This is a genomic window from Pseudomonas sp. ERMR1:02 (assembly GCF_002277815.1).
Lineage (GTDB): Bacteria > Pseudomonadota > Gammaproteobacteria > Pseudomonadales > Pseudomonadaceae > Aquipseudomonas.
This window is the reverse complement of sequence record NZ_NKJI01000016.1, coordinates 1-20,544: the sequence shown is the minus strand read 5'-3', so window position 1 is coordinate 20,544 and position 20,544 is coordinate 1. Positions and strand designations below refer to the sequence as shown.

At 60.2% G+C, this 20,544-nt stretch carries 21 protein-coding genes and 2 pseudogenes; 3 read left to right on the top strand and 20 right to left on the bottom strand.

Features of this window, described 5'->3' with window-relative positions:
* Positions 1-11: 11 nt before the first annotated feature.
* The 8 genes and pseudogenes from CES87_RS23620 to CES87_RS23585 all read right to left on the bottom strand — a co-directional run bounded on the left by CES87_RS23620 (position 12) and on the right by CES87_RS23585 (position 6,918).
* A complete protein-coding gene (locus CES87_RS23620; protein ID WP_128607985.1) occupies positions 12-1,088 on the bottom strand; it encodes a carbon-phosphorus lyase complex subunit PhnI in 1,077 nt (358 codons plus the stop codon).
* Positions 1,088-1,678, bottom strand: a complete 591-nt coding sequence (gene phnH / locus CES87_RS23615; protein ID WP_128607984.1) for a phosphonate C-P lyase system protein PhnH — start codon at positions 1,676-1,678, stop codon at positions 1,088-1,090. Before phnH ends, CES87_RS23620 begins: the two co-directional genes overlap by 1 nt.
* Positions 1,678-2,138 (bottom strand): annotated as a pseudogene (gene phnG / locus CES87_RS23610) (phosphonate C-P lyase system protein PhnG). Before phnG ends, phnH begins: the two are co-directional and overlap by 1 nt.
* An 11-nt stretch (positions 2,139-2,149) precedes the next feature.
* Positions 2,150-2,854, bottom strand: a complete 705-nt coding sequence (phnF, locus tag CES87_RS23605; protein ID WP_128607983.1) for a phosphonate metabolism transcriptional regulator PhnF — start codon at positions 2,852-2,854, stop codon at positions 2,150-2,152.
* Positions 2,855-2,891: 37 nt separating this feature from the next.
* The gene (gene phnE / locus CES87_RS23600) at positions 2,892-3,674 is read right to left on the bottom strand and encodes a phosphonate ABC transporter, permease protein PhnE (protein WP_128607982.1); all 783 of its coding nucleotides are present in this window, start codon (positions 3,672-3,674) and stop codon (positions 2,892-2,894) included.
* 174 nt (positions 3,675-3,848) lie between these two features.
* Positions 3,849-4,859 (bottom strand): phosphonate ABC transporter substrate-binding protein, encoded by a 1,011-nt coding sequence (gene phnD, locus CES87_RS23595; RefSeq protein WP_128607981.1) that lies wholly within the window; start codon positions 4,857-4,859, stop codon positions 3,849-3,851.
* Positions 4,860-4,902: 43 nt separating this feature from the next.
* Positions 4,903-5,736: a phosphonate ABC transporter ATP-binding protein gene (phnC, locus tag CES87_RS23590; RefSeq protein ID WP_128607980.1), complete on the bottom strand. Its 834-nt coding sequence runs from the start codon at positions 5,734-5,736 to the stop codon at positions 4,903-4,905.
* 285 nt (positions 5,737-6,021) lie between these two features.
* Positions 6,022-6,918, bottom strand: a complete 897-nt coding sequence (locus CES87_RS23585; RefSeq protein ID WP_128607979.1) for a LysR family transcriptional regulator — start codon at positions 6,916-6,918, stop codon at positions 6,022-6,024.
* A 140-nt stretch (positions 6,919-7,058) separates the two neighbouring features.
* Between CES87_RS23585 and CES87_RS23580 the strand changes: the two genes are divergently transcribed.
* A complete protein-coding gene (locus tag CES87_RS23580; RefSeq protein WP_218196378.1) occupies positions 7,059-8,276 on the top strand; it encodes an MFS transporter in 1,218 nt (405 codons plus the stop codon).
* 264 nt (positions 8,277-8,540) lie between these two features.
* On the opposite strand, the gene ltrA is transcribed toward CES87_RS23580, so the two are convergent.
* The 11 genes from ltrA to ccmA all read right to left on the bottom strand — a co-directional run bounded on the left by ltrA (position 8,541) and on the right by ccmA (position 17,823).
* Complete coding sequence (gene ltrA / locus CES87_RS23575; RefSeq protein WP_128605690.1) at positions 8,541-9,962, bottom strand: group II intron reverse transcriptase/maturase; 1,422 nt, start codon at positions 9,960-9,962, stop codon at positions 8,541-8,543.
* A 463-nt stretch (positions 9,963-10,425) separates the two neighbouring features.
* Positions 10,426-10,833: a hypothetical protein gene (locus CES87_RS23570; protein WP_128607978.1), complete on the bottom strand. Its 408-nt coding sequence runs from the start codon at positions 10,831-10,833 to the stop codon at positions 10,426-10,428.
* A gap of 13 nt (positions 10,834-10,846) precedes the next feature.
* A complete protein-coding gene (ccmI, locus tag CES87_RS23565) occupies positions 10,847-12,058 on the bottom strand; it encodes a c-type cytochrome biogenesis protein CcmI (RefSeq protein WP_128607977.1) in 1,212 nt (403 codons plus the stop codon).
* Positions 12,051-12,524 carry a cytochrome c-type biogenesis protein gene (locus CES87_RS23560; protein WP_128607976.1) on the bottom strand — a complete coding sequence of 158 codons (474 nt, stop codon included), beginning with the start codon at positions 12,522-12,524 and terminating at the stop codon, positions 12,051-12,053. The genes ccmI and CES87_RS23560 overlap by 8 nt, the downstream gene beginning before the upstream one ends.
* The gene (locus CES87_RS23555; protein WP_128607975.1) at positions 12,521-13,057 is read right to left on the bottom strand and encodes a DsbE family thiol:disulfide interchange protein; all 537 of its coding nucleotides are present in this window, start codon (positions 13,055-13,057) and stop codon (positions 12,521-12,523) included. The genes CES87_RS23560 and CES87_RS23555 overlap by 4 nt, the downstream gene beginning before the upstream one ends.
* Entirely contained in the window at positions 13,054-15,042 is a 1,989-nt protein-coding gene (locus CES87_RS23550) for a heme lyase CcmF/NrfE family subunit (RefSeq protein WP_128607974.1), read from the bottom strand. Before CES87_RS23550 ends, CES87_RS23555 begins: the two co-directional genes overlap by 4 nt.
* Positions 15,043-15,045: 3 nt before the next feature.
* Positions 15,046-15,501 carry a cytochrome c maturation protein CcmE gene (gene ccmE, locus CES87_RS23545; protein WP_128607973.1) on the bottom strand — a complete coding sequence of 152 codons (456 nt, stop codon included), beginning with the start codon at positions 15,499-15,501 and terminating at the stop codon, positions 15,046-15,048.
* Positions 15,498-15,674, bottom strand: a complete 177-nt coding sequence (ccmD, locus tag CES87_RS23540) for a heme exporter protein CcmD (RefSeq protein ID WP_007980758.1) — start codon at positions 15,672-15,674, stop codon at positions 15,498-15,500. The genes ccmE and ccmD overlap by 4 nt, the downstream gene beginning before the upstream one ends.
* Positions 15,671-16,426, bottom strand: coding sequence for a heme ABC transporter permease (locus CES87_RS23535; RefSeq protein WP_128607972.1), 756 nt, complete (start codon positions 16,424-16,426; stop codon positions 15,671-15,673). Before CES87_RS23535 ends, ccmD begins: the two co-directional genes overlap by 4 nt.
* 96 nt (positions 16,427-16,522) lie before the next feature.
* The gene (gene ccmB / locus CES87_RS23530; protein WP_007983326.1) at positions 16,523-17,191 is read right to left on the bottom strand and encodes a heme exporter protein CcmB; all 669 of its coding nucleotides are present in this window, start codon (positions 17,189-17,191) and stop codon (positions 16,523-16,525) included.
* On the bottom strand, positions 17,188-17,823 hold the full coding sequence (ccmA, locus tag CES87_RS23525) for a cytochrome c biogenesis heme-transporting ATPase CcmA (protein ID WP_128607971.1): 636 nt from the start codon (positions 17,821-17,823) through the stop codon (positions 17,188-17,190). The genes ccmB and ccmA overlap by 4 nt, the downstream gene beginning before the upstream one ends.
* Positions 17,824-18,020: 197 nt before the next feature.
* Between ccmA and CES87_RS23520 the strand changes: the two are divergent.
* Both CES87_RS23520 and CES87_RS23515 read left to right on the top strand, forming a co-directional pair.
* Positions 18,021-19,594, top strand: a pseudogene (locus tag CES87_RS23520) (flagellar hook-length control protein FliK).
* A complete protein-coding gene (locus tag CES87_RS23515) occupies positions 19,591-19,920 on the top strand; it encodes an EscU/YscU/HrcU family type III secretion system export apparatus switch protein (protein WP_128607970.1) in 330 nt (109 codons plus the stop codon). The pseudogene CES87_RS23520 and the gene CES87_RS23515 overlap by 4 nt, the downstream one beginning before the upstream one ends.
* Before the next feature lie 166 nt (positions 19,921-20,086).
* On the opposite strand, the gene CES87_RS23510 is transcribed toward CES87_RS23515, so the two are convergent.
* On the bottom strand, positions 20,087-20,344 hold the full coding sequence (locus CES87_RS23510; RefSeq protein ID WP_128607969.1) for a hypothetical protein: 258 nt from the start codon (positions 20,342-20,344) through the stop codon (positions 20,087-20,089).
* Positions 20,345-20,544: the final 200 nt, after the last annotated feature.

Sequence of the window (20,544 nt, the reverse complement as noted above, 5' to 3'; positions counted from 1 at the left end):
AGTAGGACTGATCATTCATGGCTTTGTCCCTCGGCAGGCTTGCGCAGTTTGCGGATCAGTTCCAGTTCGGCCTGGAAGTCCACGTAGTGGGGTAATTTGAGGTGCGAGACGAAGCCGGCGGCCTCGACGTTGTCGCAGTGCATCAGCACGAATTCTTCCTGTTGCGCCGGGGACTCGATCTCTTCGTTGAACTCCTTGGCGCGCAGTGCGCGGTCGACCAGCGCCATACCCATGGCCTTGCGCTCGGCATGTCCGAAGGCCAGGCCATAACCACGGGTGAACTGCGCCAGTTCGGTGGCCGAGCCGACGAACTGGTTGACCATTTCGCACTCGGTGACTTCGATGCTGCCCAGGCAGACCGGGAAACCCAGCTCTTCAGGATCGATCCATACCTCGACATCGCCGATGCGGATTTCCCCGGCGAACGGGTGGTTGCGGCCATAGCCACGCTGGGTTGAATAGCCCAGCGCCAACAGGAAACCTTCATCGCCACGGGCCAGCGCTTGCAGGCGTTTGGCGCGGCTGGCGGGCAACTCCAGCGGGTCGCGGGTGATGTCAGCGACGGTTTCGTTGTTGTCCGATTCGTTCTTGATCAGGCCTTCTTTGGCCAGCAAGCCGAGGACGCGCGGGCAGGCTTCAAGGCTGGCGTTCGGCGTGACTTGCGGACCCGGATATTCGCCCTCAGCCAGCAGGGCAAAGTCGAGCAAGCGATGGGTGTAATCGAAGGTCGGCCCCAGCAGTTGACCGCCGGGCACATCCTTGAAGGTGGCGGACAGGCGTCGGCTGAGCTGCATGTTCGAGGTGTCGATCGGCAAACTCGGGCTGAAGCGCGGCAACGTGGTGCGGTAGGCACGCAGCAGGAAAATCGCTTCCACCAGATCCCCCGCCGCTTGCTTGATCGCCAGCGCGGCGAGTTCTTCGTCGTACAGCGAGCCTTCGCTCATCACCCGAGCAACCGCCAGCGGAAGTTGCTGACGGATCTGCTCGACGCTCAGTTCAGTGACCGAGGTATCGCCCCGGCGTTTTTTCGCCAGCAGACGGTGGGCATTGTCGATGGCCTGTTCGCCACCCTTGACGGCTACGTACATCAGACACGCTCCTGTGCAATGCGGGTGCTGCGCGGCAAGCCGATCAGGTCGTGGCCAGCGGCAAACAACAGATCCAGCCCCCGGGGAAATTCGTTGCGTCGTTCACGTTCGCGCCAGAAGCCGTCCGCCACCGGCAGCGCAACGTGGTGCTCGATTTCGATTCCCGGCCCGCGCCAGCGCAGCCCTGCCCCGCCGTCGAGGTTCGGCAGTTGAACCAGCAAGGTGCAGGACTGATCGGGGTAGCGGTCGTTGCCGTGGTCGAAGTCGCTCAGGTCGAGCAGATCGTCGGCGGCGAGCAAGGCGAAGCGCGCGGTCTCCCGGTTTGCAGTCAACGGGCAACCACAGTGGAATGCCAGGTTGGCGCGGATCAGCGGCGTGTCGAACGACGGCGCCAGCCACAGCGGCGTGTCGACATCCAGCAACGCCAGGCACAGCGCGTAGGTTGCTGGCGCCAGTCCTTCGAGGCTCGGCGTGGCGTGCAGGGTCTGGATCAGACCGGGGCCCGCGAGAGCCTTGAGTGCCGCGCGAAAACCGCGCTGGGCATCGAGCACCGGGTCGGCGAACGCCGGTTGCAACAGCTGTGCGCTCATCAGTTTTCTCCTCGCACGAGGGTGAAGAATTCGACTTGGTGGCAGCGGTGTCCGCCTCTTTTTGCGCGCGGCGTTCGGCTTGGGTGTTGGCCAGCGGCGTGATCATTTGCTCGAGCCAATGGCGCTGCTGCGTGCCTTGCAAATGCGCGTCGGCGAGCGCGGCCAGTTCGGCGTGGACCTTGTCGCGGCCCGCCAGATAGCTGTAACCGGTACGGCCATCGGCCAGGCGCACCACGCAACGGGTCACGCTCATTTCGCCGACGTTGAACGGCGCACCGTTGCCACCCATGCGACCACGGACCAGGGTCATGCCGATTTCCGGAGCGCGGATCAGTTGGTACTCGACGTCGCGCAGTGCCGCTTCATGGGGCTGCAATTCGCTGCGACGGGCGCGGGCCAGCACGCCGATCCAGTGCTGGCGTTCGGCGTGAGGAACAGGGCTGTGAATTGAGTCATGCATTGAGTTCTCCATCAGGTGACGACCTGGTACTGGAAGCGATCCGAACGGCTGGTGGACTGCGCGAGCTCCACCGCACGGCCGTCGCGATCGCGGGAAAGGGTGAACACACTCAGCGCCGGCAAATGCCGGGGCATCATCAGCAGCGCGGCTTCTTCGCGGTTGGGCAAACGGGCGCCGATCAGGCTCAGGGTGCGGGTCAGCGGCAGGTCGCGTTCGCTCAGGTACTGGCGCAGGGAACCGCCGGTGTAATCCGCCAGCAACGGCGCGTGGCTGGCGCAGTAACGATGGCGGATCAGGCTGACCGGTTGCTGATCGAGCTTGCGCAGGGTCTGCAATTCGATCATTGGCGCCATCTCGCTCAGCCCTAGATGCAGCGCTTCTTCACGGCTGGCGTAGCAGTAGCGGCGCTTGAGCAATAACGCCTCGACACCCAGGCCCTGGGCCGACAACGACTGGCTGTAGGCACTGTCGGCGGCCATTGGGTAAATCAGCGGTCGCTCCAGCACTTGCGTACCTTTGCCCTGACGCCGCAGCAGACTGCCTTCGAATACCAGCTCATCGATGGCGCGGCGCAAGGTGTGGCGGTTGACCCCAAAGCGTTCAGCCAGCTGCACCTCGGCCGGCAGGAAGTCTCCGGCGCGGTATTGCGCCAACTCGCGGCGCAGGATGTCGGCCAACTCGCGATATACCGGCTCATCTTGTCTAGACAACTGCATGCTTAAAAAAAAGCGCCCAGGGGCACCCCTCCGAAGATCAGATGAACTGCTTGCGCAGGCGTTGCGAGAGGATGTCGATCAGGCTGACGACGACGATGATCACCAGCAGCACGGCGCAGGTCTGAACAAACTGGAAGGCGCGGATGTTCTCCCAGAGAATCACCCCGATGCCGCCGGCACCGACCATTCCCACCACCGTCGCCGAGCGCACGTTGGCCTCGAAGCGGTACAACGCATACGAAACCCACAGCGGCATCACTTGCGGAATCACGCCGTAGATCACTTCTTGCAAGGCACTGGCTCCGGTGGCGCGAACGCCTTCGACCGGTCCTGGATCGATCGCTTCCACGGCTTCGGCGAACAGCTTGGAAAGAACGCCCGTAGTGCTGATCCAAAGTGCCAATACACCGGCAAACGGCCCCAGCCCGACGGCCACCACGAACAACATGGCGAAGACCATTTCGTTGATCGAGCGGAAGGCATCCATCACCCGGCGCAGCGGTTGGTGAATCCACCAGGGCGTGATGTTTTCCGAGCAAAGAATGCCCAGCGGCACCGAGCAGACAATCGCCAGCACCGTACCCCAGAGGGCGATTTGCATGGTGACGATCATTTCCTTGAGATAGGAGCGCCACTCATGGAAGTCCGGCGGGAAGAAATCCGCGGCAAAGGTCGCCATGTTTCCCGAGTCGCGGTACAGCGCCATCGGATTCATTTCGGCGCCGTGCCAGGCCCAGGCCAGCAGGACCAGGAACAGGCCCCAACCGGCGTATTGCGGCCAGGTACGCTTGCCGACAGCTTCAGCGTGCAGAGTGGTCATAAGGTTTCTCTAAAAAAGCGTTCAAAGAGACGTGGCACCTAACTAATGCCTGGCGCAAAACACCTGTAGGAGCGAGCCTGCTCGCGATGGTCGTTAACGATGACGCGGGGAACCAGGAGAAACGCGGGGCCCTTGCGTGCATCGCGAGCAAGCTCGCTCCTACAAAGAGCCGGATCAGCCGGCGTTGGCGGTCTTCTTCTCGCTCTTCTCAAGCAAGGTGATGCGCTCTTGCAGCTTGGCCAGGTCGGCGTCGATGTCAGCGAGTTTCTTGGCCTTGTCGGCAGCCTCAAGCTTGGTGTCGGCACTGATGGTGGTGCGCTGCTTGAACAGCTCTAGCTGACGAATCGGCAGCAACTGGTCGTCGCTGGATTTGAGGAACTTGCCCAGTTGCATGCCCTTGAGCACGGCTTTCTCGGAGTCGGTGTCGCCATAGCTGAAGATGAAATCGCGGATCTTCTGCTTCTCGCTATCGCTCAGCGCCTTGCTCCACACCAGCGGGTCGGCGGGGATCAGTGGCGATTTCCAGATCACTTTGAGCATCGCAGCCTTGTCCGGCTGGGTGACTTCCAGGCGATCCCAGCTTTCGGTGTTGAAGGTCGCCACATCCAGTTGACCCTTGGCCACGCTCAACGCGTTGACTTCGTGGCTGGAGTTGAGGGTGCGCTTGAACGCGGTGGCCGCATCGACGTTGTTCTTGGCGAACACGTAGTAGCCCGGCACCAGATAGCCCGAGGTGGAGTTCGGGTCGCCGTTGCCGAAGGTCAGGTTCTTGGCGTTTTTCAGCATGTCGTCAACGGAGTTGATCGGGCTGTCCTTGCGCACGATCAACACGCTCCAGTAGCCGGCGGCGCCGCTGGCGGCAGCGGTCTGGGCGAAGATTTCGCCGTTGGAGCGATCCACCGCTTCAATAGCAGCCTTGTTGCCCAGCCAGGCAACGTCGACCTTGTTGAAGCGCATGCCCTGGATCAGGCCGGCATAGTCGGAGGCGAACGTGGCGTTGATCTTCAGGCCGGTTTTCTTCTGCATGTCATCCAGAAATGGCTGCCAGATGCTCTTCAGGTTCTGCGATGACTCGGTGGACATGATGCCGAAATTGATGGCTTTTTCTTCAGCCTGGGCGGTGCCCATCACACAGCTGGCGAGCAAGGCTGCACCAACAAAAACGCGACCGATACGGTTCAACATGGAAAGGTTTCCTGAGGGTGAACGGTTGGGAATCGAAGGTTGTTTATGCGCGCGCCAATACCAGCCGGGGCGCGGCTTCGACGGGGCGAATGTGGTCGGAACACATCAGGCTGGTGTCAATGTCGGCACCGTATAAATCGTTGAGGAACTGACCGCTCAGCTCGGCGGCGCGGCCGTCGAAATGGATTCGTCCGTCTTTGAGCGCCACGGCACGCGGGCAATAACGGGTGGCGTAATCGACCTGATGCAGGGTGACGACCACGGTCTTGCCGTCGCGGCGGTTGATGTCGGCGAGGATTTCCATGACCTTGCGTGCCGACTCGGGGTCGAGCGAGGCAATCGGTTCATCCGCCAGAATCACCTCGGCACGCTGGGTCAAGGCACGGGCAATTGCCACGCGCTGTTGCTGCCCGCCGGAGAGGGTCGAGGCGCGCTGCGCTGCCAGATCGGCCAGGCCGACGCGGTCCAGGGATTCCAGGGCGAACTGTTTTTCCTCGGCATTGAACAGGCACAAATTTCCACGCCAGCGCGGCATGCGACCCAGGCAACCGAGCAGCACGTTGTCGAGCACGCTCAGGCGATTGACCAGGTTGAACTGCTGAAAGATGTAGCCGATGTCGGCCCGCAAGCGCCGCACCTTGCCATTGAGCCGTCCACTGGCCTGCACTTCTTGCCCCAGTACCTTGACGCTGCCGCCGTTGTTGCGATCGCAACAGGCCAGGCCTGCGAGGTGGCGCAGCAAAGTGGATTTCCCGGAGCCGGAAGCGCCAATCAGCGCGACCATCTCACCGGCCGCGATGGTCAGTTCGAGGTCGATCAATGCGGTTTTACGCGCAAAGGTCTTGTTCAGATGATCGACATGGATAGCTGCGTTCATGGGCTTCTCTGTCTGGTTGAACGGCTGTCCGTGGCCGTATTTGAGTTCAACCGACTTTATGCACGGGCTGTGTCAGGCCTGTGACTTGCACATGTCGCTGGATGGGCTATTTGATGAAGGTTTTGTGAAAGGTTGGGGTGGCCCCTGTAGGAGCGAGCATGCTCGCGATGAACCCGAGAACACCGGGGGGTATCAGGCACCCAGCGTTATCGTTGACGTCCATCGCGAGCATGCTCGCTCCTACAGAGGGATGTGTTTGACGGACGATGAAGGCAAAAAAATGTTTCAACGCGCCATACGAGCGCGCAAACGCGGCGTCACGAAATCCAGGAACGCACGCAATTTGAGCGGCAGCGGCGCTTGCCCCTTGTGCACCAGGCTGATGGGCAATGGCGCCGACTCGAAGGGCTCGAGTACCACCCGCAGTGCATCTTTGCGCAGCGCGTCGGCGACCTGATACGACAGCACCCGGATCACGCCAACCCCAAGCATCGCGGCGTCGATCGCCGCTTCCGCCGTGTTGACGGCAAGCCGTGAATGAACGGGCACGGACACTTCTGACTTGCCCGCGCCAAACACCCAGGCGCCCACGGATGCCAGGACCTCGAAGGTAATACAAGCATGCCCGGCCAAATCCCGTGGCGTGGCGGGCACGCCATGGGTTGCCAGGTAATCCGGGCTGGCACAGACCACCCGGCGCACCGCTCCCACTTTCGCAGCCATGAGCGAGCTGTCGGGCAATTCGCCAATTCGCACCGCGACATCACAGTGCTCTTCCATCAAATGCACGACGCGATCGGTGAGCATCAGGTTGATCTCGATTTCGGGATAGTGCGCGAGAAATTCGGCAACCACCGGCACGAGGTGCAAGCGCCCAAAAACTACCGGGGCGGTGACCACCAGTTCACCTTTGGGCGAGGCGTATTCGCCGGTCGCCGCGCGCTCGGCCTCGCCGATGTCTTCAAGAATGCGCCTGCACGCCGCCACGTATGAGGCGCCGGCTTCGGTCAACGAAAGTTGCCGGGTGGTGCGATGAAGCAGGCGCGTCTTTAAATGTGATTCCAGTTCCGCCACCTTGCGGCTGACAGTGGCAAGCGGCATTCCGAGGCGGCGTGCGGCGCCCGAAAGACTGCCCGAATCGACCACTGCAATCAGCACAGACATGGATTCAAGACGGTTCATGGCGCCCTATCAAATTATGGAAGGATGATTCCCGATCCTAGGGGATTATCCATGTTTATGCGAGTGCGTAAGGTTGGACACTCATCCCGCGCGCGACATCCCGTTGCAAATGCCGGAAGCCAACCTGAAAGGAGAGTGCCGTGAGCGCCCTGCCCTTAACCTCAGAGAATACGTCTGCGCCGGCGGTAGCGTCTCGCGGCAAGATCATCATGATGGCGATCATCGCTGGCGCGGTGATCACTAACATTTACTGCACCCAGCCGATCCTGCCTTTGATCGCGTCGGATCTGGGACTTGACCTGACGACAGTCGATTTAGTGGCCGGCGCGGCTCTGCTCGGTTTCGCCACCGGGCTAGCTTTGCTGCTGCCAATGGGTGACCGTTTTGACCGGCGAAAACTGGTGCTCGGCCAGATCGCAATGGCGTTCTGCTTTGCTATTGCGGCAGCCATCTCGCCCGGCGTCGGAACATTGATCGCGGCGTCCTTCGGACTCGGCATCGTGAGCTGCGTGCCCCAGCAACTGGTGCCCTTCGCCGCCGTCATGTCCAAGCCCAGTGAACGTGGGCGAAACGTCGGCACGGTAGTCAGCGGCATCATGGTGGGCATTCTGCTCGGGCGCACCATCAGTGGTGTGGTGGGTGAAGCTTGGGGTTGGCGTGCGGTCTATGGCCTGGAAGCGGCGTTCATGATCCCGGTCTGGATCGCTGCGGCCTCCCTGCTTCCGCAAGGTGTGCCCAGCACCAACCTGTCCTACCCGCGCCTGCTCGCTTCGCTGTGGCCACTGATGCGCGACAACTCGGCGATTCGCCAATCGATGATCGTCCAGGCGCTGTTGTGGGCCTGCTTCAATGCCTTTTGGGTCAACCTGGCGGCATTGCTGGCCCACGGTCCCTACCAGTTGGGCAGTGCCTGGGCGGGTGGCTTCGGCATCATCGGAGCGGCCGGTGCACTGGCTGCGTCACTTGGTGGCCGCGCCACTGACCGGTTGGGCTCGCGCAGCGTGATTGGCGCCAGTATTGGTATCGTCACGCTGGCTTACCTGCTGCTTGCGGGTGCGCAGACCTCGATTGCATTGCTAGTGCTTGGCGTGGTTGTGCTCGATATCGGCGTGCAATCGGGACTGGTGTCCAACCAGACTCGCGCCTTCGCCGTGGATCCGAAAGCACAGGGCCGTATCAACAGTCTGTATATGACTGCGACCTTCTTCGGCGGTGCGGTGGGCGCGGCGGTCAGTGGTTGGTTGATGACGCGCTTTGGCTGGTCCGGCATTGTGGTGTTTGGTGTTGTGCTTGGGCTTCTCGCGTTCGTGATCCACTGGAATGGAGCGCCGCGTCAGGCGGGCGGAAAGTCAGCCTGACTTTTTCGGATGAACCCTGATCAACTGTGGGAGCCTGCTCGCGATGGACGTCAACGATAACGCGCCCTGTCTGAATGACCGTGTTGTCCTGACGTTTTTCGCGAGCAAGCTTCGCTCCTACAGAGGAACGAGTACATCCGCGAAATCAGGTTGGCTGTCAGGCCGCCTTCGCGGGCAAGTCGAATCGTAGTAGATCGAGTAGGAGGCGGCCTCACAGCCGCCGTCCTCTCACACCACCGTACATACGGTTCCGTATACGGCGGTTCAAGCTATGCGGCTAAGCCGGTTTATCGTATCCAGTACCGAGACTAACCCGAGTCGATCCCACAGCTTCTTCGGTAGCGCCTGATTCATATGGGGCGCTCCCGAGTTCCACCATGGGCCTCGGCCATTGACTGCCGATTTCCACGCCCGCGCTTCATTGAGTCCCAGACGTATCAAGTTGCGCGCCCTTGTAAAGGGCCGCTTCCATTGACGCCAGACGACACAACGAAGCTTGTGCCGCACCCAGCCGTCCAGTTCCTCAAGTGGCCGCTTGCTCTGGCTCAGCTTGAAGTAGCCAGCCCATCCGCGTAGCACGGGGTTTATCCGCTCGATGATATTCGCCATCTTGTGGCCTCGTGCTCTGCGCAGCAGATCTCTGAGTCGGCCGCGCAAGCGACCCAGACTCGTCGTCGCCACTCTCAGCCTCGGCTGTTGATGCCAGCTCATCCCATAGCCCAAGTAATCACAGACCCAGGGCCGCGCCACACGGCTCTTTTCCCGGTTCAGCGTCAGTTTCAGGCGCTGATTCAGGAAGCGCTCAACACTTCTCATCACTCGTTCACCAGCACGACGACTGCACACATAGATGTTCGCATCGTCGGCATAGCGTACGAATCGATAGCCCCGTCGTTCCAGCTCGCGGTCGAGTTCGTTGAGCAGGATGTTCGACAGCAACGGCGAGAGCGGGCCGCCTTGCGGCGTCCCCTCCTGCCGTCGGCTGGCAATACCGCCTGACATCGTTCCCGCTTCGAAGTAACGACGGATCAACTTGAGCACGCGCTTATCTTCGATTTGACGCGCCACGTAAGCCATCAGGATGTCGTGATTAACCCGATCAAAGAACTTCTCAAGATCCAGTTCCACGCACCAGCGATGCCCTGCCGCCACATGACCGCGAGCAGTTTCAATGGCTTGATGAGCGCTTCTGCCCGGACGAAAACCGTAGCTGTAATCCGAGAACAGAGGATCGAAAATCGGCGTGAGCTGTTGCAGCAGTGCCTGCTGGATCAGGCGATCCACGACATTGGGAATACCCAGTTGCCGTGTTCCACCTTTAGGTTTGGGGATGTCGACGGCGCGCACACCTTGCGGGTGATACTCGCCGGCCAGCAACCGTGCCTTGAGGATCGGCCAATACTGTTTCACGTAGTTCGCCAAGTCGTCGACCGTCATGCCATCGGCACCCGGCGCGCCCTTGTTGCTGACCACGCGTTTATACGCACGCCTAAGATTAGCCGGTGCAAGCACCCGTTCCATAAGCATGTCCGACTCCGCGTTCGTCCACGTCACAGACGCCGCCGATACCTTTGCGCTGCCAGCCGTTATCCTCGGATACTGTCCGGGACTCGGGGTAACAGTCTTCTCTGGGAGAAATTTCTGCATTTCGGTATTCAACGAGACTTTGACGCCTACTGGCGGCATAACCTGTTCGGCCCTTGGCGACGGGGTTATTCGTCACTTACTACGGCTTCGGCTGACTTCTGCACGCTCATCCCGTCGCCTCTCGACGCGCGGTAGCACAGTGGCAAACGTGCAGATCTCCCAGGGTAATTCGCGCGACCTTCCTGCTTATGCCTGTCGGATCTACGTCGCAGCGTTCCGTGCAAGTATTGGGCTTTGACGGTTTGGGCCGCCTTACCCCGCTGCGCCGCCTCTATCCGCTTCCTGTTCGTCAGGCCAGCATTTTGCCTCGGGCTTCCTTCAGATTCGCGGTCACCCGCGACACCCTTGCCTCTGGCTAACACTTCCCCTTGCCGGGTGTGTAGAGGACTTTCACCTCCAAGTCACCAGCGAGGCCACCACAGCCAAGCTGGTTGCGCTTGCGCGCAACGCGCCATGCCTGGCGCACCCATAAAAAAGGCGACCCCGAAGGTCGCCTTTTGCGTTACTGCCCGAACTGTCGTCCCAGACCACCCGGCACACCGTGGATGTCCGTCTCTTCCCACGGCCCTTTCGGACTGATCGAGCGGCTCCAGCCGTTGTCCCAGCGGTAATAGGTACGCTGGCGGTAGAAGGTGTTGGGCTGATCGTCGAGCACATAGACACCCAATTTCGGGTCCCAGTGACTGTTGCCACCCGGTGGCGGCGCGAAGCTGGCGGAGGTGCGCGGCAGCGGTTTGGCGGGCTTGGCCGGAAGACCCGGCTTGCTCGGGGAGGGTGAAGTGGACGGCGTAGGTTTGGGCTGCGAAGGCGGAATCGGCGGCAGATGCGTCGGCTCGGGCCGTTGGACCGCACAAGCACTCAGCCCCAAAACAAAAAAGCTGAGCAGGGTAATACGAGCGATGGCGGTCATGAAGGCGTTCCTGTTATTTGTCCGGGCTGTCGATGGTCAGTTTTTGCGGCGCGGTGGTGCTGCTGGCCAAAGGCTGGCTGCGACCGACCCACTCGCCTGCCGTCGGTTGGCCGGCACGGGAAATACGCGCAACCAGTTGGACTTCAGGGAAGTTCGACAGTTTCAACTGCGGCATCATCGCGTCGGCATCGCCCAGTTCGACGGTTGCCGGCAGATCGGCCACGGTCAGGCGTTTGGCGGCCAGCGGTGCGGGTGGACCGGAGGTGGCGCGGGCGAAAATGAACACGCTATCACCCGGTTGGACCTTGGCTTTCAGGTCGGCGGCCAGATCCACCTGGACCTTGAGCAACGCGCCAGCCTTGGCCACCGGGGCCACCGGGGCCGCAGCCACCTTGCCTCCGCTGGCCACCAGCTTCTCGGTGGCGCGGGTTATGCCGCCCTGCAACGCGATACGGGACTTGTCTTCTGGCGGCAGTTGCTCGAGCAGGCGATTCCAGTAATCAATCGCCTCTTGATACTGCCGGGCTTCGAACGCCGCGATGCCCAACAAACCAAGGCTAGTGACTTCATTCGGATCGGCTTTCAACGCTTCATCAGTCAGCGCCTGAATCTTGTCCGACCACTTCTTGCCATCGGCAAAATACTGGGCCTGCGCCCATTGCCCCAGCAGTTCAGGCTGACGCCCGGCCAGGTTGACGGTGCGTTCGAAGATTTTTGCTGCATCAGCAGGACGATCCTGAGTCATGTAGGTGCGACCGAGGAAGTACAGGGCCTCGGCGGATTCCGGCTGCGCCGCGACCGCGCGCTCCAGACGCCGGGTCATCTCGTCCATCGACTGCGGCGCCTGGGAGAATTCCCGGGTCAGCTCGACTTTGTCGCTGGCACCGAAATGCAGGTACAAGCCAAGGCCCAGCACTGGCACCAGGATCGCCGCCAGCAGCGGTGCCGGTTTGCCCAGCCGCGACACCCGTGGCGCGGCAACGCCTTCGGTATCAGCGAGCAATTCACGGGCGGCTTCAGCGCGACCGGCGTTCATTTGCGCAGCATCGAGAACGCCTTCTTCCTGCTGAGTCTGCAACTCAGCCACGCGATCCTGATACAGCGCCACGTTCAGGGCAGTACGATCCTCTTCGAGCTGGGCGCGACGACTGCGCAGAACAGGGATCAGCAGAAAACTCAGCGCCACCAGAAGCAGCAGACCTGCAGCGAGCCAGAAATCAATCATTCTTGGTTTTATCCAACAGTTGATCGAGGCGCTCGCGCTCCTCGGCAGAAAGCGAGTCCGGAGTGTTGGCGCGTTGCACGCGACGACGGCGGACAATCACCGCGATGATCACAAAACCACCCAGCAACAGGCCGGCGGGGCCGAACCAGAGCAGAGCAGTCTTGGCATTCAGGGCCGGTTTGTAGCGGACAAAATCACCGTAGCGGTCGACCATGAAGTCGATGATCTGCTGATTGTCCTTGCCCTCGCCAAGCATGCGAAAAATCTCTTTGCGCAGGTCGGCGGCAATCGGCGCATTGGAATCGGCGATGTCCTGGTTCTGGCACTTGGGGCAGCGCAGTTCCTTGGTCAACTCGCGAAAACGCTCGCGATCACCCTCCTTGGCGAACTCATAAGTGTCGATGGCCGCATGTGCCACCCCGGCCATGCTCAAGCCCAAAACGACAGCGGCGAGCCAGCGCTTCATGGCTTGGCCTCATCAACCAGCGCCTGATACTTGGCCGCCAGTTTTTCACGCCAGACCTGCTCGTCGATCACCCCGACGAACTTGTCACGGATGATGCCCTTGGCGTCGATAAAGAAGGTTTCCGGAGCGCCGTACACACCGAGGTTCAGGCCCAGGGTGCCTGCATCGTCGCGGACGTCCAGTTGATACGGGTTGTGGAATTCCGCCAGCCACTTCAAGGCGTCGACGTTGACGTCCTTGTAGTTGATGCCGTAGATCACCACGCCTTTCTCGGAAAGTCTGTTCAGCACCGGGTGCTCGATCCGGCAGGAAATACACCAGGTGCCCCAGACGTTGACCAGTGCCGGTTTGCCAAGGATGTCGGCGCGGGTCAGGGTCTTGTCGCCCTGCACCGCTGGCAGGGAAAACTCAGGGAACGGTTTGCCAATCATCGCCGAGGGCAACTCGGCCGGGTCCAGGTACAGACCGCGATACAGGAAAACAGCAACCACCAGAAAAATCGCCAGCGGCAACAACATCAACCAACGCTTCATGCAGTGGCTCCACTCATGCCCAGTGCTTCACGCACGCGGCTTTTCACTTTGACTCGATAACGCCCATCCAGCGCCGCCAGCAACCCGCCCAGACCGGTGAGCAACCCACCGAACCAGATCCAGCGCACAAACGGTTTGACGTGGACGCGCACGGCCCAGGCGCCATCGCCCAGCGGTTCGCCCAACGCAACGTAGAGGTCACGGGTGAAACCGGCGTCGATCCCGGCTTCGGTCATCATGGAGTTCTGCACGGTGTAGAGGCGTTTTTCCGGGTGCAACACGCTGACTTCCTTACCATCGCGGATCACCCGGATGGTGCCCTTGTCGGAAGTGAAGTTCGGGCCTTCGAAGTGCTTGGCGCCTTCGAACACGAAGTGGTAACCGGCCAGGTCCATGGACTCACCCGGCGCCAGGCGCAGGTCGCGCTCGGCACTGTTCTGGCTCGACAGCACCACGCCAAGCGCGCACACCGCGATGCCCAGGTGCGCAAGCTGCATGCCCCAATAACTGCGGGTCAGGGTCGGCAGACCTTTGATCAGGCCTTTGTGGCGGGTCTTGTCGAAGATGTCACGCACACCGGCCAGCAATACCCAGGCGGCGAGCATGAAGGTTGCCAATACCGCCCAGTTGAAATCGCCATACGCGACGCCCGCCACCACCGCCAGCGCGGCGCTGCCGAGCAGAACCGGCGTGAGCATGTTCATCAACCATTTCACCGGGGTGTCTTTCCAGCGCACGATCACACCGACCGCCATTACCAGCATCAACAACGCCATCAACGGAATGAACAGCGCGTTGAAGTAAGGCGGACCGACCGACAGCTTGGCACCGGTTATCGCATCGAGAATTAGCGGGTACAAGGTGCCGAGCAGGATCATCGAAGCCGCTACTACCAGCACCAGGTTGTTGCCCAGCAACAGGGTTTCCCGGGACCAGAGGTTGAAGCCGACCTGGCTCTTGACCACCGGCGCCCGCAGGGCAAACAGCGTCAGCGAACCACCGACCACGAACAACAGGAAAATCAGGATGAACACGCCACGCTCGGGGTCGGAGGCGAAGGCGTGAACCGACGTCAGCACACCGGAACGCACGAGGAAAGTGCCCAGCAAACTCAACGAGAACGCGGCAATGGCCAACAACACGGTCCAGCTCTTGAACACGCCACGTTTTTCCGTGACCGCCAGCGAGTGAATCAGCGCGGTGCCCACCAGCCAAGGCATGAAGGAAGCGTTTTCCACCGGGTCCCAGAACCACCAGCCGCCCCAGCCGAGTTCGTAATAGGCCCACCAAGAGCCGAGGGTAATGCCGATGCCGAGAAAGGCCCAGGCGACGATGGTCCACGGACGCGACCAGCGTGCCCACGCCGCATCAAGGCGACCGCCCAGTAGTGCGGCAATGGCGAAGGCGAAGGCCACGGAGAACCCGACGTAGCCCATATACAGCATCGGCGGGTGCACGATCAGGCCGATGTCTTGCAGCAGCGGGTTAAGGTCGTGTCCGTCTGCCGGAATCTGCGGCAGGATGCGCGAGAACGGGTTGGAAGTGAGGATCAGGAACAGCAGGAAACCGGTGCTGATCATCCCCATCACCGCCAGCACCCGCGCCAGCATCACTTGCGGCAACTGGCGGGAGAACACCGACACGGCGAAAGTCCAGCCACCGAGGATCAGTGCCCACAGCAGCAACGAACCTTCGTGTGCGCCCCATACGGCGCTGAATTTGTAGTACCACGGCAATGCGCTGTTGGAGTTGCTGGCTACATAGGCGACGGAGAAATCGTCGGTCATGAAGGCGTAAGTCAGACAACCGAAGGCGAAGACCAGAAAAGCGAACTGACCCCAGGCGGCCGGCTGGGCCAGGCTCATCCACAAACGGTCACCGCGCCAGGCGCCAAGCAATGGCACCACGGCCTGAACCAGGGCAAAACACAGCGCCAGAATCATGGCCAGATGGCCCAGCTCTGGTATAAAAATGCCGGAAGTCATCGATCAACCCTCCTTCGCGGGTGTTGGAGCGGATTGACCACTGTCTTTCAGCGCTTTGGTCACTTCCGGCGGCATGTACTTCTCGTCGTGCTTGGCCAGCACTTCATCGGCCACCACCACGCCATCGGCATTGATCTTGCCCAGGGCAACGATGCCCTGCCCTTCGCGGAACAGGTCCGGAAGAATGCCGCGATAAGTGATGGTTACGGATTTATTGAAGTCGGTGACGATGAATTTCACGTCCAGCGAATCGCTAGACCGTTGCAGCGAGCCTTTCTCGACCATGCCGCCCGCACGAATCCGCGTGTCTTGCGGCGCTTCGCCGTTGGCGATCTGGGTCGGGGTGTAAAACAGATTGATGTTTTGCTGCAGGGCGCTCAGGGCCAGGCCAACGGCAGCGCCGACACCGACCAGAATCGCGAAAATAATGATAAGACGCTTTTTACGCAGCGGATTCACTTGCCGTTCTCCCGGCGCAGACGACGCGCCTCTTGTTGCAGATAACGCTTGCGGGCCAGGATCGGCGCCGCCACGTTGAGGGCCAACACCGCCAGGCAGATGCCGTAGGCTGACCAGACATACAGGCCGTGATGGCCCATGGCGATGAAGTCGCCGAATGACGCAAAACTCATCGAACGGCCTCCAGACTGTTTTCCACTTCGGCTTTCACCCAACTGGCCCGCGCCTCGCGCTTGAGCACTTCAAGGCGCATGCGCAGCAGCAATACCGCGCCGAAGAAACAGTAGAAACCCAACGCCGTCAGCAGCAGTGGCAGCCACATTTCGGCGGGCATCGCCGGTTTTTCGGTGAGGGTGAATGTCGCGCCCTGGTGCAAGGTGTTCCACCACTCCACCGAGTATTTGATGATCGGGATGTTGATCACCCCGACAATCGCCAGCACCGCGCAGGCCTTGGCCGCGCTGTCACGATTACTGATGGCGTTGCCCAGCGCAATAAGACCGAAGTACAGAAACAGCAGAATCAGCATCGACGTCAGTCGCGCGTCCCAGACCCACCACGAGCCCCAGGTCGGCTTGCCCCAGATCGCCCCGGTGACCAGCGCCACGGCGGTCATCCAGGCACCGATGGGCGCCGCGCATTGCAGGGCGACGTCGGCCAGTTTCATTTTCCACACCAGCCCGACGACACCGCACACGGCCAGCATCACGTAGATGGACTGCGCCAGCATGGCGGCCGGAACGTGGATGTAGATGATGCGAAAGCTGTTGCCCTGCTGATAGTCGGGCGGCGCGAAAGCCAGGCCCCAGACCACACCAATGCCGATCAGCAGCAACGCCGCAATGCTCAGCCACGGCAGCAATTTACTGCTGATGCCGTAGAACCACTTGGGTGAGCCGAGCTTATGAAACCAGGTCCAGTTCATTACTGTTTCCATCACGGTTACTGCTCGTTATCACGAGTCAGCCAAAGGGTCTGCTTTTAATTAAAAGTAGTGGTTAATTTTAACCAGACCTCATTATTATTCGCCGACGCTGATCTTCAGGCCAGCAGCTATAGCAAAGGGTGTCAGAGTTATCGCCAAAGCGGTCAGGCTACCAAGCCACAACAGATAACCGGTCGCCGGCATGCCCTGCAAGGCCGCCTGCAAGGCGCCGCTGCCGAGAATCAATACCGGTATGTACAACGGCAGAATCAGCAACGCCAGCAACAGGCCACCGCGCTTCAAACCGACGGTCAACGCCGCGCCCACTGCACCGAGCAGGCTCAGCACCGGTGTACCCAGCAATAACGAAAGCAGCAACACCGGCAGACAGGCGGCAGGCAAACCGAGCATCAACGCCAGCAAGGGTGCGAGCAAAACCAGTGCCAGGCCGGAAAACGCCCAGTGTGCCAGCACCTTTGCCAAAACCAGAAGAGGCAGGGGGTGCGGCGAAAGGACCCACTGTTCAAGCGATCCGTCTTCGAAATCACTGCGGAAAAGCCCGTCCAGCGAGAGCAAAACCGATAAAAGGGCTGCCACCCAGACTAGCCCCGGAGACAAGGTTTGCAACAATTGAGACTCCGGACCGACCGCCAACGGGAACAGCGAAACGACAATGGCGAAGAACACCAACGGGTTTGCCAGCTCCGCGGGGCGGCGGAACAACAAACGGGCCTCACGGGCTACCAACAGGCCGAAAACACTCATACGGCCCACTTCCCCAGATCAATGTCGCGATAACCCACCGGCATGCGGCTCAGCGTGTGGTGAGTGGTCAACACCACCATGCCGCCGCGTTCGCAGTGGCCAGCCAGGTGTTCTTCAAGCTGCGCTACGCCTTGCTTGTCGAGCGCGGTGAACGGTTCATCGAGTATCCACAGCGGTGGGCTGTCCAGATAAAGGCGCGCCAGTGCGACGCGACGCTGCTGACCAGCAGACAGGGTGTGGCAGGGAATATCTTCGAAACCGCGTAATCCGACCGCCGCCAGGGCTTGCCAGATCGCTTCATGGGAAGCCGGTTGATGCAGGGCGCAGAGCCAGCTGAGGTTCTCTTCGGGTGTCAGCAAGTCCTTGATCCCCGCCGCATGGCCGATCCACAGCAGGTTGCGCGCCAACTCCGTACGCTGATCATCGAGCGGCCGGCCGTTGAGCAGTACTTGACCGGCGGTCGGGTGCATCAGGCCTGAAAGCAGGCGTAACAAACTGGTCTTGCCACTGCCGTTGGGGCCGCTGATTTGCACCATTTCGCCACTGGCCAGTCTCAAATCGAGATTTTCGAAGAGCAGCCGAAGGTCTCGCTCACAGGCAAGGGCAACGGTTTGCAGGACAGGACTGGTCAAGGGTTCACGGGCCTTATACGGTTCAAGTCGGCTTTGGTGCGGCCGTTATAGAGATACAGCATAGATGCAATGACGGCGTGTTCTAGAGAGCTACGTCAAACAATTGCAATGTTCTTGCGACTCTGTATACAACGGGCGGCATTATACATGCCATTTCCTACTCTAAAGAGTGCATTTTCCCAAGGTTGTGACCGCGTATGACAGGCGAAATGAACATCCTCCCGCTGCCGCAGACAGTCCCGGCGCCCACGCGTCCGCTGGCGGTCAGTGGCGAGTTGCTCAAGCTGCTGACGCCCATCGAGGGCCTGATCACTGCCGGTCAGACCGCAAAGGCTGAAGTGTTGTCACTCAAGCAGGCGGATCAGACATTTCAGCTGCTGCTCAAAGTCACCCTTGAAAGCGGGCGCCAGACCACGGTCCAGGCCACCAGCAACTTACCGTTGGCCCAAGGCACCAGCATTGCGGTGACCCAACCTTCGGCGGGCAATCTGGCCGTCACCGTGCAACAGGCCATCGCCTCCAGCATCGCCACCCTCACCCGCATCGACACCGCGCAACTGCCGGTCGGCACTCTGCTACAGGGCAAAGTGCTGACTTCCCAGGTGTTGCCGCAAATGCCTGGGCAACCGACGGTGTTTCGCTCGATGGTCAGCCTGCTCAATACCGCCCTGAGCGGTAGCACCTTGAGCATCGACAGCCCGCAGCCGTTGCGCATCGGCACGTTGCTAAGTGCCCAGGTGCAGGACACTCAGACTTTGAAGTTCGTGCCTTTGAGCAACCGCCAGGAGCAATTGGCAGTGACCCAGCAACTGACCAGCCAAACCAGCCGTCAAGGTTCGCTGGATGGTTTGCTCAAGCTTCTGCAAAACCTGCCTCCTTCGAATCAGACTTCAAGCGACCTGCGCGCCGCCGTGGACAAGTTGCTTTCCGGTCTGCCGGACATTCAGCAACTCAGCACACCGAAAGGTCTAGCCCTGGCATTGGCCAACAGCGGCGCGTTCCTCGAAACCAAATTGTTGACCGGGCAGAACCCGACGCTCGCCCCCGACATGAAAGCCGATCTGCTCAAACTGATCGCGCAACTGACACCGGGGCTGCCGGCCAGCACCAATCTCAGCGCAATCATCGCCGCCAACACCCTAGCCCAAGCCATGCCGAGTTTCGTGCGCAACGCCCTCGGCATGCTCGGGCAAGTCAGCGCCAAACCGTCGCCGACCAGCTTCCCGCTACCAGAGCGCCTGCTGCAAAACGCCGAGGGCGAAGACGATCTCGAACACCTGCTGCGATTGGCTGCGGCAGCAGTTTCACGCCTGCAAAGCCATCAACTGTCGAGCCTGGAGCAGAGCGGCGTCACCAGTGACGGTCGCCTTATGAGCACCTGGCAACTGGAAATCCCGATGCGCAACATGCAGGACATCGTGCCGTTGCAGATCAAGTTCCAGCGCGAAGAGGCGCCAGATAAAGAACAATCCCAGGAACGCCGCGACGAACGCGAGCCGAAACAACAGCTGTGGCGCGTCGAACTGGCCTTCGACATGGAACCGTTGGGTCCGATGCAGATTCAGGCACAACTGATCAAGGGCAGTCTTCCAGCCAGCTGTGGGCCGAACGGCCGTACACCGCCAGTCTGATCGAAAGCAACCTGGCCGCACTGCGCCAACGCCTGCTTGCATCAGGCCTGAACGTCGGCGATCTCGATTGCCATCACGGCAAACCGCCACAAGGTCCGCAAACCCGTCTTGATCAACGCTGGGTCGACGAAACCGCATGAAAGCCCCCAACGCCCCACGCCAGGCCATCGCCCTCAAATACGACGGCACCCACGCCCCGACCCTCACGGCCAAGGGCGATGAAGAATTGGCTGAAGAAATTCTCAGGATTGCACGCGACTGTGAAGTGCCGATCTACGAGAACCCTGAACTGGTGAGTTTGCTGGCGCGCATGGAGCTGGGGGACAGTATTCCGGAGGAGTTGTATCGCACGATCGCGGAGATTATTGCGTTTGCGTGGAATCTGAAGGGCAGGTTTCCGGCGGGGCAGGATCCGGATGCGCCTAGGGTGAAGAAGGATGTAATGGAACGCGGGGAAAATTACTGAGAGGTCGAAAACTCCAATCACGAAAAAGCTCGCTCTCAAGGAACCGAAGGCAAAAACAAAGTGCGAAGACTGCCAGGTTCCAAAGCGAGCTGGGAACAACTGGTGAACGGACCACCTTTGTACCGAAAGGAGAATCAGTGCACTAACTATTTGAGTAGACTCCTGGTTATTCCAGCTCGACTTCTTCGGCTACGTAACCGTGTTGCCCACTGTGATACCTAAGAAAACGGACACGTTTTCCAGGCAGCGGCCTTGCCTCGAACCATCCTTCAAACGTTTTTTGATTATAAGTGTAAATTCTGCCATCCAAATCATCCTTGATCGTGCCCTTTATGCGGGTTAATGGCCAATCGGGATCGTCCTCCGGATCTACCGTTTCAAACGAAACAACTACTCCCGCAGCGCGGTTCGGCTGGTCATTCATATGAGTCCTCTACCAATTCAAAGTAAAATTCAAACTCCACAAATATCGATATAAAGTGGAGAGTTAACAATTAAATACGAACACCAGCCAAATGCAACTAGCAGTTCTGATAGTTCACTTCCCCTCAAAATTTTCGCACAATGAACATTTAAATTCAGACTTGGAAATTCAGCAGGCATTTACGTAGTACAACGTTCCAG